Source organism: Plantactinospora endophytica (assembly GCF_016862915.1).
Taxonomy (GTDB): domain Bacteria; phylum Actinomycetota; class Actinomycetes; order Mycobacteriales; family Micromonosporaceae; genus Plantactinospora; species Plantactinospora endophytica.
The window spans coordinates 58289-71402 of sequence record NZ_BONW01000032.1 but is presented as its reverse complement, the minus strand read 5'-3'; the positions used below and the strand labels follow the sequence as shown (position 1 = coordinate 71402).

The 13114-nt window shown below is 70.9% G+C and carries 14 protein-coding genes; 10 read left to right on the top strand and 4 right to left on the bottom strand.

Annotation, left to right across the window (positions count from 1 at the left end; translation table 11 throughout):
* Positions 1 to 14: 14 nt before the first annotated feature.
* A complete protein-coding gene (locus tag Pen02_RS29495; protein WP_203869400.1) occupies positions 15 to 1337 on the top strand; it encodes an MFS transporter in 1323 nt (440 codons plus the stop codon).
* Positions 1334 to 2176 carry a menaquinone biosynthetic enzyme MqnA/MqnD family protein gene (locus Pen02_RS29490; RefSeq protein WP_372445694.1) on the top strand — a complete coding sequence of 281 codons (843 nt, stop codon included), beginning with the start codon at positions 1334 to 1336 and terminating at the stop codon, positions 2174 to 2176. Before Pen02_RS29495 ends, Pen02_RS29490 begins: the two co-directional genes overlap by 4 nt.
* Positions 2177 to 2219: 43 nt before the next feature.
* On the opposite strand, the gene Pen02_RS29485 is transcribed toward Pen02_RS29490, so the two are convergent.
* Complete coding sequence (locus Pen02_RS29485) at positions 2220 to 3167, bottom strand: serine hydrolase (RefSeq protein WP_203869399.1); 948 nt, start codon at positions 3165 to 3167, stop codon at positions 2220 to 2222.
* Positions 3167 to 4129, bottom strand: coding sequence for a serine hydrolase (locus tag Pen02_RS29480; RefSeq protein ID WP_203869398.1), 963 nt, complete (start codon positions 4127 to 4129; stop codon positions 3167 to 3169). The genes Pen02_RS29485 and Pen02_RS29480 overlap by 1 nt, the downstream gene beginning before the upstream one ends.
* A 394-nt stretch (positions 4130 to 4523) precedes the next feature.
* Between Pen02_RS29480 and paaA the strand changes: the two genes are divergently transcribed.
* The 6 genes from paaA (at position 4524) to Pen02_RS29450 (ending at position 8715) form a co-directional block, all read left to right on the top strand.
* Positions 4524 to 5612 carry a 1,2-phenylacetyl-CoA epoxidase subunit PaaA gene (gene paaA, locus Pen02_RS29475; RefSeq protein ID WP_203869397.1) on the top strand — a complete coding sequence of 363 codons (1089 nt, stop codon included), beginning with the start codon at positions 4524 to 4526 and terminating at the stop codon, positions 5610 to 5612.
* Complete coding sequence (gene paaB / locus Pen02_RS29470) at positions 5609 to 5911, top strand: 1,2-phenylacetyl-CoA epoxidase subunit PaaB (RefSeq protein ID WP_203869396.1); 303 nt, start codon at positions 5609 to 5611, stop codon at positions 5909 to 5911. Before paaA ends, paaB begins: the two co-directional genes overlap by 4 nt.
* Complete coding sequence (gene paaC / locus Pen02_RS29465; RefSeq protein ID WP_203869395.1) at positions 5908 to 6654, top strand: 1,2-phenylacetyl-CoA epoxidase subunit PaaC; 747 nt, start codon at positions 5908 to 5910, stop codon at positions 6652 to 6654. Before paaB ends, paaC begins: the two co-directional genes overlap by 4 nt.
* Entirely contained in the window at positions 6648 to 7148 is a 501-nt protein-coding gene (paaD, locus tag Pen02_RS29460) for a 1,2-phenylacetyl-CoA epoxidase subunit PaaD (RefSeq protein ID WP_203869394.1), read from the top strand. The genes paaC and paaD overlap by 7 nt, the downstream gene beginning before the upstream one ends.
* A complete protein-coding gene (gene paaE / locus Pen02_RS29455; protein ID WP_203869393.1) occupies positions 7145 to 8257 on the top strand; it encodes a 1,2-phenylacetyl-CoA epoxidase subunit PaaE in 1113 nt (370 codons plus the stop codon). The genes paaD and paaE overlap by 4 nt, the downstream gene beginning before the upstream one ends.
* Positions 8258 to 8439: 182 nt before the next feature.
* A complete protein-coding gene (locus Pen02_RS29450; RefSeq protein WP_203869392.1) occupies positions 8440 to 8715 on the top strand; it encodes a hypothetical protein in 276 nt (91 codons plus the stop codon).
* 84 nt (positions 8716 to 8799) lie between these two features.
* Here the strand turns inward: Pen02_RS29450 and Pen02_RS29445 are convergent, their stop codons facing one another.
* Together Pen02_RS29445 and Pen02_RS29440 are read right to left on the bottom strand one after the other, a co-directional pair.
* Positions 8800 to 9591 carry a GNAT family N-acetyltransferase gene (locus tag Pen02_RS29445; protein ID WP_203869391.1) on the bottom strand — a complete coding sequence of 264 codons (792 nt, stop codon included), beginning with the start codon at positions 9589 to 9591 and terminating at the stop codon, positions 8800 to 8802.
* Between the two features lie 51 nt (positions 9592 to 9642).
* The gene (locus Pen02_RS29440; protein WP_203869390.1) at positions 9643 to 10116 is read right to left on the bottom strand and encodes a YcxB family protein; all 474 of its coding nucleotides are present in this window, start codon (positions 10114 to 10116) and stop codon (positions 9643 to 9645) included.
* Positions 10117 to 10231: 115 nt separating this feature from the next.
* Here Pen02_RS29440 and Pen02_RS29435 point away from each other — a divergent pair, with 115 nt between their 5' ends.
* The gene (locus Pen02_RS29435; RefSeq protein WP_203869389.1) at positions 10232 to 11491 is read left to right on the top strand and encodes a phospholipase D-like domain-containing protein; all 1260 of its coding nucleotides are present in this window, start codon (positions 10232 to 10234) and stop codon (positions 11489 to 11491) included.
* Positions 11492 to 11671: 180 nt separating this feature from the next.
* On the top strand, positions 11672 to 12862 hold the full coding sequence (mqnC, locus tag Pen02_RS29430) for a cyclic dehypoxanthinyl futalosine synthase (protein WP_203869388.1): 1191 nt from the start codon (positions 11672 to 11674) through the stop codon (positions 12860 to 12862).
* The last annotated feature ends 252 nt before the right edge of the window (positions 12863 to 13114 follow it).

Below are 13114 nucleotides of genomic sequence, written 5' to 3'. Positions count from 1 at the left end.
ATTACTTTCGAAGTATGTCCTTCGCATCTGCCGATCCCAGTGTGTCCACCGACGGAGCGCCGACGGTCTCGCGCTGGCGGGACGTCTACCTGGCCGCCGGGGCGCGGGCGGTGTCGAGCTGCGGCGACTTCCTCGCCGCGACCGCGCTGGCGCTCGCACTGCAAACGGCCGGCGCCGGTGGGCTGGCGGTCTCCGGGGTGCTGCTCGCCGCCACGCTGCCGCTGGTGCTGCTCGCCCCGCTGACCGGTCGACTGGCCGACCGGGTAGACAGCCGCACCCTGCTGGTCTGGGCCGGTGCCGGTCAGGCGGTTGTCTGCGCCGCGTTGGCCTTCGCCGACAGCATGGCCGCGATCCTGCTGCTGGCCGGGCTGCTCTCCTGCGGACTGGCGATCACCCAGCCGACCCTGGCCGCCCTGCTGCCCGAGATGGTGCGCCGGGCCGACCTGCCCCGGGCCAGCGCGATCAACCAGACCGCCGGCTCGGTGGGCATGCTCGTCGCACCGGCCCTGGCCGGACTGCTGGTCGGCCAGTTCGGTGCCCGGGTGCCACTGCTGCTCGACGCCGGCAGCTATCTCGCGTTGATCGCGGCGGGGCTGCTGCTGCGTACCCGCCGGGGTGGCCGGCGGACCACGGCCGCGACCGGCGGGACGAGCCCGGCGGCGACGGCCCCGGCCTGGCGGCTGCGCCGTGACCCGCTGCTCGCCGCGATGGTGCTCGCGGTCGCCGCGACGGTGGCCGGGGTGGGCGCGGTCAACGTGATCGAGGTGTTCTACGTACGCGAGACCCTGAGCGCCTCGACCACGACGTTCGGCCTGGTCAGCGCGGCCTGGACGGCCGGGATGCTGGTCGGCGCCTGGCTGCTGGCCGGCACCGCCCGGCGGGCCCGGGACGACGGCGCACTGGTCCAGGGCGTGCTCGGCATGCTCGGCGCGGCCTGCCTGCTCGTCGCACTCGGCGCCACCGTGCCGGCCGCCGGCTGGCTGGTGCTGCTCTGGCTGGTCGGCGGCGTCGCCAACGGCGGACTGAACGTCTTCAGCAATCTGGTGTTGACCAACCGGGTACCGCCGGAGGCGCGCGGCCGGGCCTTCGCCGCCCAGGGCGCCGCCATCCAGGGCGCCGGGATGGTCGGCTACCTGCTCGGCGGCATCCTGCTCGCCGGCTTCCCGCCCCGCCCGCTGGTCGCGGTGACCGGGCTGGCCGGGCTGGCCGTGGTCGCCGGAGTGACCCCGATCGTGCTCCGGGCCACTCGGCGGGAGCGGTCCCGGATGCGTCCTGGGCCACTTACGTCCCGGTCGGCCGAGCGGCCGGCCGAACCGGCGGTTACCGTCGGATCATGACCGAACTGCGGCGACCCCGGGTAGGCCATATCCAGTTTCTCAACTGTCTGCCGATCTACTGGGGCCTGATGCGCTCCGGTGCGCTGATCGACGTCGAGCTGCACAAGGACTCGCCGGAGCGGCTCAGCGCCGCCCTGGTCGCCGGTGACCTCGACATCGGCCCGATCACCCTGGTCGAATACCTCAAGCACGCCGACGAGCTGCTGCTGCTCCCGGATCTCGCGGTCGGCAGCGACGGCCCGGTGCTCTCGGTCAACATCGTCTCCACCCGTCCGCTGGCCGAGCTGGACGGCGCCAAGGTCGCCCTCGGCTCCACCTCCCGGACCGGGGTGCTGCTCGCCCGGATGCTGCTGGCGCAGAAGTACGGCGTCGACCCGGAATACTTCACCTGCCCGCCCGACCTGACCACGATGCTGCTGGAGGCCGAGGCCGGGGTGCTGATCGGCGACGTCGCGCTGCGCGCGCTCTACGAGGCGCCCGGCCGCGGGCTGGAGGTCACCGACCTCGGGCAGGCGTGGCGGGACTGGACCGGGCTGCCGATGGTCTTCGCCGTCTGGGCGGTACGCCGGGACTTCGCCGCCAGCCATCCCGGCCAGGTCAAGGACGTGCACCAGGCGTTCCTGCGTTCCCGGGACCTCTGCCTGGCCGAACTCGACGAGGTGGCCGAGTCGGCGGCCCGGTGGGAGCCGTTCGACGCGGCGACCCTGGCGACGTACTTCCGGACGCTGGACTTCTCGCTCGGCGAGCGCCAGGTGGCGGGGCTGCGGGAGTTCGCCCGCCGGGCCGTGGACCTGGCCGGCGTACCGGCGCTGCCGGCGGGCGGGCCCACCTTCTGGTGAGCCGCCGCCGGGCCGGTCAGTCCGTACTGAGCTGTGCTGCCGGTCAGTCCGTGCGGAGTTGCCGGGCCACGTCCTCGCAGATCTTCGCCCCGTACGTGTAGCCGAGGTCGATCGCGTACCGGGTCTCCACCGCCATCGTCCAACCGTCGCCGATGGCCAGGCAGTTGACCGTGTACTTCTGCTCGCGCTGCCGGTCGACCCAGCCGTTCTTGACCGCGATGGTCTTCTGCTCGGCGGCCGGGAACGCCTTGCGGATGCCGAAGTTGCCGACCCCGCGTACGGCGCGCATCTCGTCGAGCAGCCACTCGGTCCACTCCGGCCCGGCGGCCCGGCCGTCGGCGATGCAGGCACCCATCCGCGCGGTGTCCCGGGCCGACAGCGCGGTACGGCTCCAGCCGCCGTCGGCGGCCGGGCTGCTGTCGGTCAGGTCGCAGATGCTGATCAGCCGCTTGATCGACGCCGTGCCGCCGTTCAGCTCGTAGAGGGTCTGCGCGGCGTTGTTGTCGCTGTCCCGGATCATGATCGAGACCTGGTTCATCCGGGTGTCGCTCGGCGTCTCGCCGTCCTCGGCGGCCCGGCGCAGGAAGTCCGCCCCGATCCACGCCTTGATCATCGAGGCGGTTGGGTTGGTCTCGTCCATGTTGGCCGAACCGGCGATCTTGCCGGTCCGGGTGTCCATCAGCGCCCAGTTCCACCAGCCGTCTTTGTCGATCTTCACGTTGGCCGGCGCCACCGGCAGTGCCGGCAACTCGGGACTCGGCGTCGGGGTGGGCGTGCTCCGCTTCCCCGGGGTGGTGCTGCTGGTGCCGCCCGGGGTGCCGGTCGGCTCCCCCCACTTGGCGGCGGCGGTACTCGCCAGCGGCGAACCCGGCATCAGCCGGAGCCCGACCAGCACCAGCACCAGCAGCACGCCCGCGATCAGGCTCAGCCGCAGCAGCGTCGACCGGTTGGACCGGGCCCGTCGCTCGGCGGCGCGTTCCTCGGCACCCATCAGGCCTTCTTCGTGGTCAGCGGCACCGGGACCCGCAGGACGGCGCCGGGTTGCGGTGGGACCAGTTGGCTGGCCACGCTGGCACAGACGTCGGCACCGTAGTCGAGGCCCTTGCGGCCGGAGTAGCGGGTCATCACGGAGAGCACCCAGTCGTCGGTGATCGCGAGGCAGTTCAGGTGCCACTTGCCGTCGGCGTTGATCAGCGTCCAGCCGTTCTTGATGCTGACCGGCCCCTGCGCGATGATCCCCTTCGGCAGGCCGTCGATGATGCCCCAACGACCGCCGCCCTGTCGGGCCAGCTGATCCTTTGCTGCGGTCGTACCGCGTACCTTGGTCATCTCATCCAGCACAAACTCGGTCCACTTCGGTCCGGCGGCGGTGCCGTCCTTGACGCACTCTCCCATCCGGACCGCGTCCCGGGGGGACATACTGGTGTAACTCCACCAAACGCGCTTGTCTCCGGGAGGAATCTCCTTCGACGTGTCCGTGAGGCCGCACATCTTGATCAGGCGGTCCAGGCTGCCGACGCCGCCGGCGGCGTTGTAGAGCGTGTTCGTGGCGTCGTCGTTGCTGTCCCGGATCGAGGCGCTGGCCATCTTGAGGTACGACGCCGGAGGCTTCTTGCTGCCGAGCTGGCGGAGGTAGTCGGAGACGATCCAGACCTTGATCATCGACTCGGTCGAGTTGGTCGAGGTCATGTTCTTGGCGCCGGAGATCTTGCCGCTCTCCCGGTCGAGCAGCGCCCAGGAGAAAAAGCCGTCCACCCCCTTCACGCTCACCGGGGCGGCGGCCAGGGTCGGCGGCGGCGGCGCGGACGGCTCGATCCCGACCGGTGTCTTCTCCTCGGCCGAGGACGGAGTTCCGTCGGAGTCGACCAGCCGGGCGTACGCGGCGGGTACGAGCAGCAGGCCGCCAAGCACGACTGTCGTGATGGCGAGCACCAGGGTCACGCGGGAACGCATGAGGATGGGGCTCCAAGGGTGAAGGCCGGGGGGCCGCTGTGTCCGGGGCACTGTGCGTCTTGCGGTGGTGCCGGCGGTGCGTCCGCCAGCCCCACACCGGCGGTCTGCTCCGCGTCCGAGTTGCCGGGGGAGTCGGCAGGACGGAACGGGGAAAGTTTACGTCGCCCGGCCCGATCCGCCAGATGGTGCAGGTCGGGGAGTTCTCCGGTGTCGCCCGGAAATAACCCCTTTTGTAGTACTAGATCCTGAATCTTAGGGTGGGTGTGACCAGGCTCATTCACCCATCAGTGCGGACATTTGGGTGTCTGGCGTCTGTGTAGGTCGGGGCCGGGTCTGGGCGGCATTTCTATTACACGTCTTGGTTACTGGCTAGTTGAGCTGTAACACTTGCTGCGTGTACGGACATGACTTCCCGGTCCCGGATGACGGACCCGCCGGCGGCCTGCTCGATCAGGTCGAGGCGGCGGAGGCGGCGCTGCGGGCGGCTGCCGGCCGTGGTCGTCCAGGCCCCGAGGACGGCTCGACCGCCGACACCGACCCGCAGGACTACTTCGCCGCCCTGATCGACGCCGACCAGAAGATCGAGCCCCGGGACTGGATGCCGGAGGCGTACCGGAAGACCCTGATCCGGCAGATCGCCCAGCACGCCCACTCCGAGATCATCGGAATGCAGCCCGAGGGCAACTGGATCAGCCGGGCGCCCTCGCTGAAGCGCAAGGCCATCCTGCTCGCCAAGGTCCAGGACGAGGCGGGCCACGGCCTCTACCTGTACGCCGCCGCCGAGACCCTCGGGGTGACCCGGGACGAACTGGTCGAGATGCTGCTCTCCGGCCGGCAGAAGTACAGCTCGATCTTCAACTACCCGACGCTGACCTGGGCCGACGTCGGCGCCATCGGCTGGCTGGTGGACGGCGCCGCGATCGTCAACCAGGTGCCGCTGTGCCGCTGCTCGTACGGGCCGTACGCGCGGGCGATGATCCGGGTCTGCAAGGAGGAGTCGTTCCACCAGCGGCAGGGCTACGAGATCCTGTACGTACTGGCGAGCGGCACCCCGGAACAGCGGACGATGGCCCAGGACGCGGTGGACCGCTGGTGGTACCCGTCGCTGGCGATGTTCGGCCCGCCGGACGGCGACTCCACGCACTCGCAGCAGTCGATGGCCTGGAAGATCAAGCGCTTCTCCAACGACGAGCTGCGGCAGCGCTTCGTCGACATGTGCGTGCAGCAGGCGGAGGTGCTCGGCCTCCGGCTGCCCGACCCCGACCTGCGGTGGAACGAGTCCCGGCAGGCGTACGACTACACCCAGCCCGACTACGCCGAGCTGATGCGGGTGATCGCGGGCGACGGGCCGTGCAACCGGCAACGGATCACGCACCGCCGCCGCGCCGACGCCGACGGCGCCTGGGTACGCGAGGCCGCCGCCGCGTACGCGGCCAAGCGCACGGCCGAGCGCACCAGCGACCGCGCGACGGTGTTGGCATGACCGTGCCGAGGCAGGGCCGGGCCGGCTGGCCGCTCTGGGAGGTCTTCGTCCGGGCCCGGCGCGGGCTGTCGCACACCCACGTCGGCAGCCTGCACGCGCCCGACGCCGAACTGGCGTTGCGCAACGCCCGTGACCTCTACACCCGGCGGCAGGAGGGCGTCTCGATCTGGGTCGTGCCGGCCCAGGCGATCACCGCCTCCAGCCCGGACGAGAAGGACGCCTTCTTCGAGCCGGCCGCCGACAAGGTCTACCGGCACCCGACCTTCTATCCGGTCCCGGACGGGGCGGCACACCTGTGAACACCCCTGGAGCACCCGCCCGGACCAGCGTGGAATACCTGCTCGGGCTCGGCGACGACGCCCTGGTCGCCGCGCAGCGGCTCGGCGAGTGGGTCACCGTCGCGCCGGAGCTGGAGGAGGACGTCGCACTGGCCAACATCGCCCTGGACCAGCTCGGCGCCGCCCGGCTGCTGCTCGGCTACGCCGGTGAGCTGGAGGGAGCCGGCCGGGACGAGGACGCGCTGGCGTACCTGCGCTCCGACCGGGAGTACCGCAACTGTCTGCTGGTCGAGCTGCCCAACGGCGACTTCGCGACGACCATGGCGAAGCTGCTGCTGCTGTCGGCGTACCAGTTGCCGCTCTACGCGGCGCTCAGCGTCGGCGCCGACGAACGGCTCGCCGCCATCGCCGGCAAGGCCCGCAAGGAGGTGGCGTACCACCTCGACCACGCCAGCCTCTGGACGGTACGCCTCGGCGACGGCACCGAGGAGTCGCACCGGCGGATGCAGGCGGCGGTGGACGAGCTGTGGCCGTACACCGTCGAGCTGTTCGCCGCCGACCCGGCCGCGCCGGTCGACCCGGCCGGGCTGCGCTCCGCCTTCCTGGCCAACGTCGAGCCGGTGCTGGAGACGGCGACGCTGGACCGCCCCGCCGACGGTTGGGGACCGGACGGCGGCCGGGCCGGCCTGCACACCGAGCACCTCTCCTATCTGCTGGCCGAGATGCAGGTGCTGCACCGGGCGCACCCGGGAGCCCGATGGTGAGCGCGGTCCGGTCCTCGGACGCCCGCCGGGCCGCGGCGGCGGTGCTCGACCCCGAGCTGCGGGTGCTGACCATCGACGACCTCGGGGTGCTGCGGGACGTCACCGAGGATCCGGCGACCGGCCGGGTCACCGTGACCATCACCCCGACCTACACCGGCTGCCCGGCGATGGACGTGATCCGGGCCGACATCCGGGCCGCGCTGACCGCCGCCGGGCACGCCGACGCCGAGGTCGTCACGGTCTACGCCCCGGCCTGGAGCACCGACTGGATCTCCGAGGCGGGCCGGGCCAAGTTGGCCGCCGCCGGGATCGCCCCGCCCGGACCGGCCGGACCGGCCGCCGGCCGCCCCGTCCCGCTCACCCTGACCGTGCGCTGCCCGCACTGCGGGGCCGCCGACACCGAGCAGGTCAGCCGGTTCGGCTCCACCGCCTGCAAGTCGCTGTGGCGGTGCCGGGCCTGCCGGGAACCCTTCGACCACCTGAGGGCGTTTTGAGCGTAACCATCACCCGGCCGGTCCGACGCCGGCCGGTCTTCCACCCGCTGCCGGTCCGGGCCGTCGACCGGCTCACCGACGACGCGGTCGCGGTCACCTTCGCGGTACCGGCCGAGTTGCGGGAGACCTTCGCCTTCCGGGCCGGTCAGCACCTCACCGTACGGCGGTTCGGTGCGGACGGGGCGGAGGTGCGGCGGTCGTACTCGATCTGCTCGACCCCGGCGGAGCTGGCCGGGACCGGACAGCTCCGGATCGGGGTACGGGAGGTGCCGGGCGGCGCCTTCTCCAGCTTCGCGGTCGGCACGTTGCGGGCCGGGGACACCGTGGACGTGCTGCCGCCGCTGGGCACGTTCGGCACGGCGTTCGCGCCGGACCGGGTGCGGCACTACGCCGGGGTCGTCGCCGGCTCCGGCATCACCCCGGTGCTGTCGCTGGTCGCCACCGCGCTGGCCGTCGAACCGGCCAGCACCTTCACCCTGGTGTACGGCAACCGGCACGGTCGCACCGTGATGTTCGTGGAGGAGTTGGCCGACCTGAAGGACCGGTACCCGGAGCGGCTGCACCTGGTGCACGTGCTGTCCCGGGAGCCGGGCGAGTCGCCGCTGCTCTCCGGCCGGGTCGACGCCGAGCGGCTCGGCCGACTGCTCGACACCATCGTGCCGGCCGAGCGGATCGACGAGTGGTTCCTCTGCGGCCCGTACGGGATGGTGCTGGACGCGCGGCGGGTACTGGCCGAACGCGGGGTGCCGGAGCAGGCCGTACACGCCGAGCTGTTCCACGTGGACGAGCCGCCCGCGCCGCCGGTCCGGTCGGCGAGCACGGCGGCCGACGCCGGTACCGAGGTGACGATCCGGCTGGACGGCCGGGCGTCGAGTTTCCGGATGGGGCGCGACGAGCGGGTCCTCGACGCGGCCCTGCGGGTCCGGGGCGAGCTGCCGTACGCCTGCAAGGGCGGGGTCTGCTCGACCTGCCGGGCGAGGGTGGTCTCCGGCGAGGTGTCGATGGCCCGCAACTACGCCCTGGAGCCGGACGAGGTGGCCGCCGGGTACGTGCTGACCTGCCAGGCCAGCCCGGTCACCGACCAACTCGTGGTCGACTACGACGGCTGAGGCGGGTTGTCCCGGATCCGTCTTGATGCGGGCGGACATAGATCGCCATCGACGGGTTCGACGCGTTGCGCGGATGACGGAAACCTCGGCGCACGCGGCTGGCAGCAGATAGACGGATCTCTATCTTGATGAGGACGGTGCCGCCGACGACCCGGTGGTGCCGCAGATCACGAGGAGAACCTATGCGTCGAGTTCGGACTGCCGTGGCGCTCGCCTTCGTCGGGGCGGCGTTGCTGGTCGGGGTCGGTGCGCCGGCCCAGGCGGCGGTGCCCGCCGAGGGTCGGGCCGTGGCCAGCAACCCCTCCCCGTACCCCTTCGGTAGCTACTACACCCTCGAAGCCTGCCGCTACTTCGGCGACAGCCTCGTCGCGGGTGGCGCGTGGCGTTACTACAACTGCTGGTACGAGTGGCGCAGCGGCGAGCCGCAGGGGTACTACTACCTCTACATGTACAACTGAGCGTGAGCCCGCCTGCTGCCCCCGGAGTCCGTCATGCTCGGGATCCTACGCGCGCCTCCGACACCTGACGGGAGTCCGATCGCCTCAGTCCGTCCCGGTGTGCTCAGGAGATCCGGGCAGCAGCACCGAGAGCACCCGGCGGTGCGTCCGGAAACCGGTGTCGTCGTACAGTCGGCGGGCCGGGTTGCGGTCCACCACCGACAGTCCGAGGGTTGGCAACCCGGCCTTGCGGGTGCCGTGCAGCGCGTGCACCAGCAGGGCGCGCCCGAGCCCGTTGCCCTGGGCGTGCGGCGCCACCGCGATGTTGAGGATCCAGCCGCAGACGTCCTCGGTCCACGGCACCGGGCCGGCGCACAGGACGTGGCCGGCGCTGCGCCCGTCCGGGCCGACCACCCGTGCCGAGGCGGTCCGCAGTGGCGGTACGGGGTCGTCGGTGTCGAACATCGCCCGGATCTGCCGGGTGTCGTCGGCTGCCCACCGCCCGTCCGGATGATCCGGGCCGTACGCCGCGTCGCACGCCTGCGCCAGGTCGTCGTCCCAGCCCGGCGCGGCCAGCGTCCATCCGGTGGGCAGCGCGGGCGGCGCCGGCAGTTCGGTCAGGTCGTGTCGCATGTCGGTGGCGGCGCGCCGTAGTTCGAGCCCGCCCGCCACCAGGGCCTCGGCCAGCCCGTCGTGCGGCGTCTCCAGGCGCAGCCCGGCGAGATCGTGCCGGGCCTGGGCGGCGACGGTGGTCAGGGCCACCCCGGGCAGCGGCCGTACGTCGGCGGCGACGCGTTGGCCATCGTCGTCGTGCAGCCGCATCCGGGCGAGCGGGGTGCCGTCGTCGGCGTGCAGCAGCGAGCCGGCGGGGTCTTCGGGATGTGGGCGTACGGGCATCGCCGCAACGTAGTCGCGGTGGCCGTACACGGGCCACCGGATAACTCCGGGCTACCGGGAGAGTCCCCGTTCCATTAGGAATCGCTGGAACTCCCGGCGGCCCGCCTCGTCCGTGCCGTCCTTCGGCAGCACCAGCAGGTGGGTACGCCCGAGACGGACGAGCCACATGTCGGAGGTCTCCTGCACGCGTCGGACGGTCGACCAGGCGACCTCGGACGACACGCTCGCGGACCGGCTGGAAAGCTTCTCCGGAGTGACCGTGACGGTCGTGGGTGAGTCGAGCAGCCAACCCTGCATCCGGACAGCCAGCCAGGGCAGGCCCGGTCCCAGCACCAGCAGGGCGAGGCCGAGCGCGATGAACAGCACGCCCTGCCGGTTGGCCGGATCGAGCGCTGTCAGGGTGACGCCGCTGAGCACGATGATCAGGCAGCCGACGCAGATGATCGTCACGTACGGCCGCATCGCCCGGCGGGTTGCCCGTACCCAACGACCACGGTCCGGAGACACCTGAAAGACGACCTGCACCGTTACCTCCGAACTGGGTTCATGAGCTGCGGCCCCGTTCACCGAGGCAGGCGTTGGTTGAAGAATTCCTACACAGGCAGTTGTGGAATTGAAACATTCATACTAGTAACGAGATATGAGAAGTCTGGGCCTGCGCCGTACCCCCGTCAACGTCGCACTGGCGTCCTGCGCCGTGCTCGGATTGCTGGCGGCGGTCCTGACCGCCCCACCCGCGACGGCCGCCGCCCTGCCCGCACCGGACATGGCTGCGGCGGCCGACCCGTTCCCGGCGTACACCCGGTTCAACGTCCCGGCCGAGGACGGTACCCGGGACCGGACCATCGAGGACGAGCTGGTCCGGCTGGCCGACGGCGCTCCGGCCGGCGGCTACATCCGGGGCATGATGTACAGCTGGAGTTCCCCGGTGGTGGCCGAAGCGCTGAAGCGGGCGGCGGCCCGGGGCGTGATCGTCCGGATCGTGCTGGACGAGACCGGTGGTGGGGTGAACACCGGCGCCGACAACGCCGCGATGGCGGTGCTCAACTCGGCCAACCTCGACGACCTGGTGATCTGCGGCAAGACCTCGTCGACCGTCGCCGGCTCGACGGCCTGCATCGGCAACAAGAGCAACTCGATCAACCACAACAAGGTCTTCACCTTCTCCACCAGCGGCACGATGAAGCGGGTGGTCTTCGTCAGCTCGCAGAACCTGACCTTCAGCCAGAACAACCTGTTCAACAGCGCGCTGATCGTGCACGAGGACTACGAGCTGTACGACCACTTCACCGCGTACTTCAACGACATGCGGGCGCAGCGGAAGAACAACGACTACTTCAACGCCGCCAACGGCTACTACAAGTCGCCGACCACCGCCGTCACCGTCTACCACTCGCCCCGGGCCGACAGCGACACCCTGGCGAACCGGCTGGCCGAGGTGAGCGCGTACGAGAGCGGCTGTGCGGTGGACGTGGCGCACGCCCAGTTCACCGACGCCCGTCCGGAGGTGGCCAGCCAGCTCCGCCGGATCGGCCGGATGGGCTGCCGGGTACGGGTCGTCTACGGCACGATGGGCAGCACCGCGTACGCCACCCTGAACGGGCAGCCGAACGTCTCGCTGAAGAAGTACCACGACGGCGAGGCCAGCAACGTCGACGGCCGGGTGGTCACCGTGCACTCGAAGAACATCGTCATCAAGGGCACCTTCGCCGGGGTGACCGGGCGCAGCGTCGTCTTCACCGGCTCGCACAACGTCACCGACCCGGCACTCACCGACCACGACGAGACCCTGGTCAAGATCGAGCACCCGACTGTCTGGAACGACTTCAACAACAACTTCGCGACGCTGTGGAGCCGGGCCAAGTGCGTCAACCCGGACAACGGAAGCTGCACCACCTGAGCGTCGGTCGGGTTCCACAATCGCGCACGGTCCGGGCATGATCGCGCACGATCCGGGAAGTAGTGGCCTCCGTCTTCGGCGCGGGCCACTACTTCCCCGAAGTAGCGCGATCTTGGACCGGGGCAGGGCAACACCGAGCGTGCGTAGGGCGGGCAGGCGGGGCGGCGTACCCTCGGGGATGTGACGGCGAGCCGGGAAATCGACAGCATCCTGCAACGTGGCGCGGACGGCGGGCGGATCACGCCCGAGGAGGCGCTGCTGCTCTACACCGACGCGCCGCTGCACCCGCTGGGTGAGGCGGCCGACGCGGTCCGGCGGCGGCGGTACCCGGACAACATCGTCACGTACCTGATCGACCGCAACATCAACTACACCAACGTCTGCGTCACCGCGTGCAAGTTCTGCGCCTTCTTCCGGGCGCCGAAGCACAAGGATGGCTGGACGCACCCGACCGAGGAGATCCTGCGCCGTTGCGCCGAGGCGGTCGAGCTGGGCGCGACCCAGGTGATGCTCCAGGGCGGCCACCACCCGGACTACGGCGTCGAGTACTACGAAGAGCTTTTCTCCTCGGTCAAGCAGGCGTACCCGCAGCTCGCCATCCACTCCATCGGGCCGAGTGAGATCCTGCACATGGCCAAGGTCTCCAAGGTCAGCCTGGACGAGGCGATCAGCCGGATCAAGGCGGCCGGACTGGACTCGATCGCCGGTGCCGGTGCCGAGATGCTGCCCGAGCGGCCCCGCAAGGCGATCGCCCCGCTGAAGGAGTCCGGCGAGCGCTGGTTGGAGGTGATGGAACTCGCACACCGGCAGGGCGTCGAGTCCACCGCGACCATGATGATGGGCACCGGGGAGACCAACGCCGAGCGGATCGAGCACATGCGGATGATCCGGGACGTGCAGGACCGTACCCAGGGTTTCCGGTCCTTCATCCCGTGGACGTACCAGCCGGAGAACAACCACCTGAAGGGCCGTACCCAGGCGACCACCCTGGAGTACCTGCGGCTGGTCGCGGTCGCCCGGCTGTTCTTCGACACCGTGCCGCACCTCCAGGCGTCCTGGCTGACCACCGGCAAGGACGCCGGCCAGCTCGCCCTGCACATGGGGGTGGACGACCTCGGCTCGATCATGCTGGAGGAGAACGTCATCTCCTCGGCCGGCGCCCGGCACCGGTCCAACCTGCACGAGCTGATCTGGATGATCCGCTCCGCCGGCCGGATTCCGGCCCAGCGGGACACCCTCTACCGGCACCTCGCGGTGCACCACACCCCGGCCGACGACCCGACCGACGACCGGGTGGTGTCGCACTTCTCCTCGATCGCGCTGCCCGGCGGCGGCGCGGGCCGGAGTCTCCCGCTCGTCGAGGCCCGCTGAGCCGTCCCGGGTCCGTCGGACTACCCTCGTCCGTTCGGTCACCGGCGGCTGGGCGACGGGTCGGTCCTTGGCTCCGATCCGCCGGCAAAGCGTCGAGTGTGCCGGATAAATGGCCTCTGACCAGGACATTCGTGCATGCCGGCCAGGCTCCACCGGTCATAACAGTTGGATCAAGGGGAGCGCTACCGGGCGGCTCGAACCGATAACGTGCCGGCACGTACCCGCTGACCGTCGTGGACGGACCGGCCCACC

Coding starts and splice junctions, on each gene's coding strand:
- paaD (WP_203869394.1), top strand. CDS start 6,648: ATGGTGAGCGCGGTCCGGTCCTCGGACGCCCGCCGGGCCGCGGCGGCG.
- Pen02_RS29490 (WP_372445694.1), top strand. CDS start 1,334: ATGACCGAACTGCGGCGACCCCGGGTAGGCCATATCCAGTTTCTCAAC.
- Pen02_RS29480 (WP_203869398.1), bottom strand. CDS start 4,129: ATGCGTTCCCGCGTGACCCTGGTGCTCGCCATCACGACAGTCGTGCTT.
- Pen02_RS29445 (WP_203869391.1), bottom strand. CDS start 9,591: ATGCCCGTACGCCCACATCCCGAAGACCCCGCCGGCTCGCTGCTGCAC.
- Pen02_RS29435 (WP_203869389.1), top strand. CDS start 10,232: ATGAGAAGTCTGGGCCTGCGCCGTACCCCCGTCAACGTCGCACTGGCG.
- paaB (WP_203869396.1), top strand. CDS start 5,609: ATGACCGTGCCGAGGCAGGGCCGGGCCGGCTGGCCGCTCTGGGAGGTC.
- Pen02_RS29450 (WP_203869392.1), top strand. CDS start 8,440: ATGCGTCGAGTTCGGACTGCCGTGGCGCTCGCCTTCGTCGGGGCGGCG.
- Pen02_RS29495 (WP_203869400.1), top strand. CDS start 15: ATGTCCTTCGCATCTGCCGATCCCAGTGTGTCCACCGACGGAGCGCCG.
- Pen02_RS29485 (WP_203869399.1), bottom strand. CDS start 3,167: ATGGGTGCCGAGGAACGCGCCGCCGAGCGACGGGCCCGGTCCAACCGG.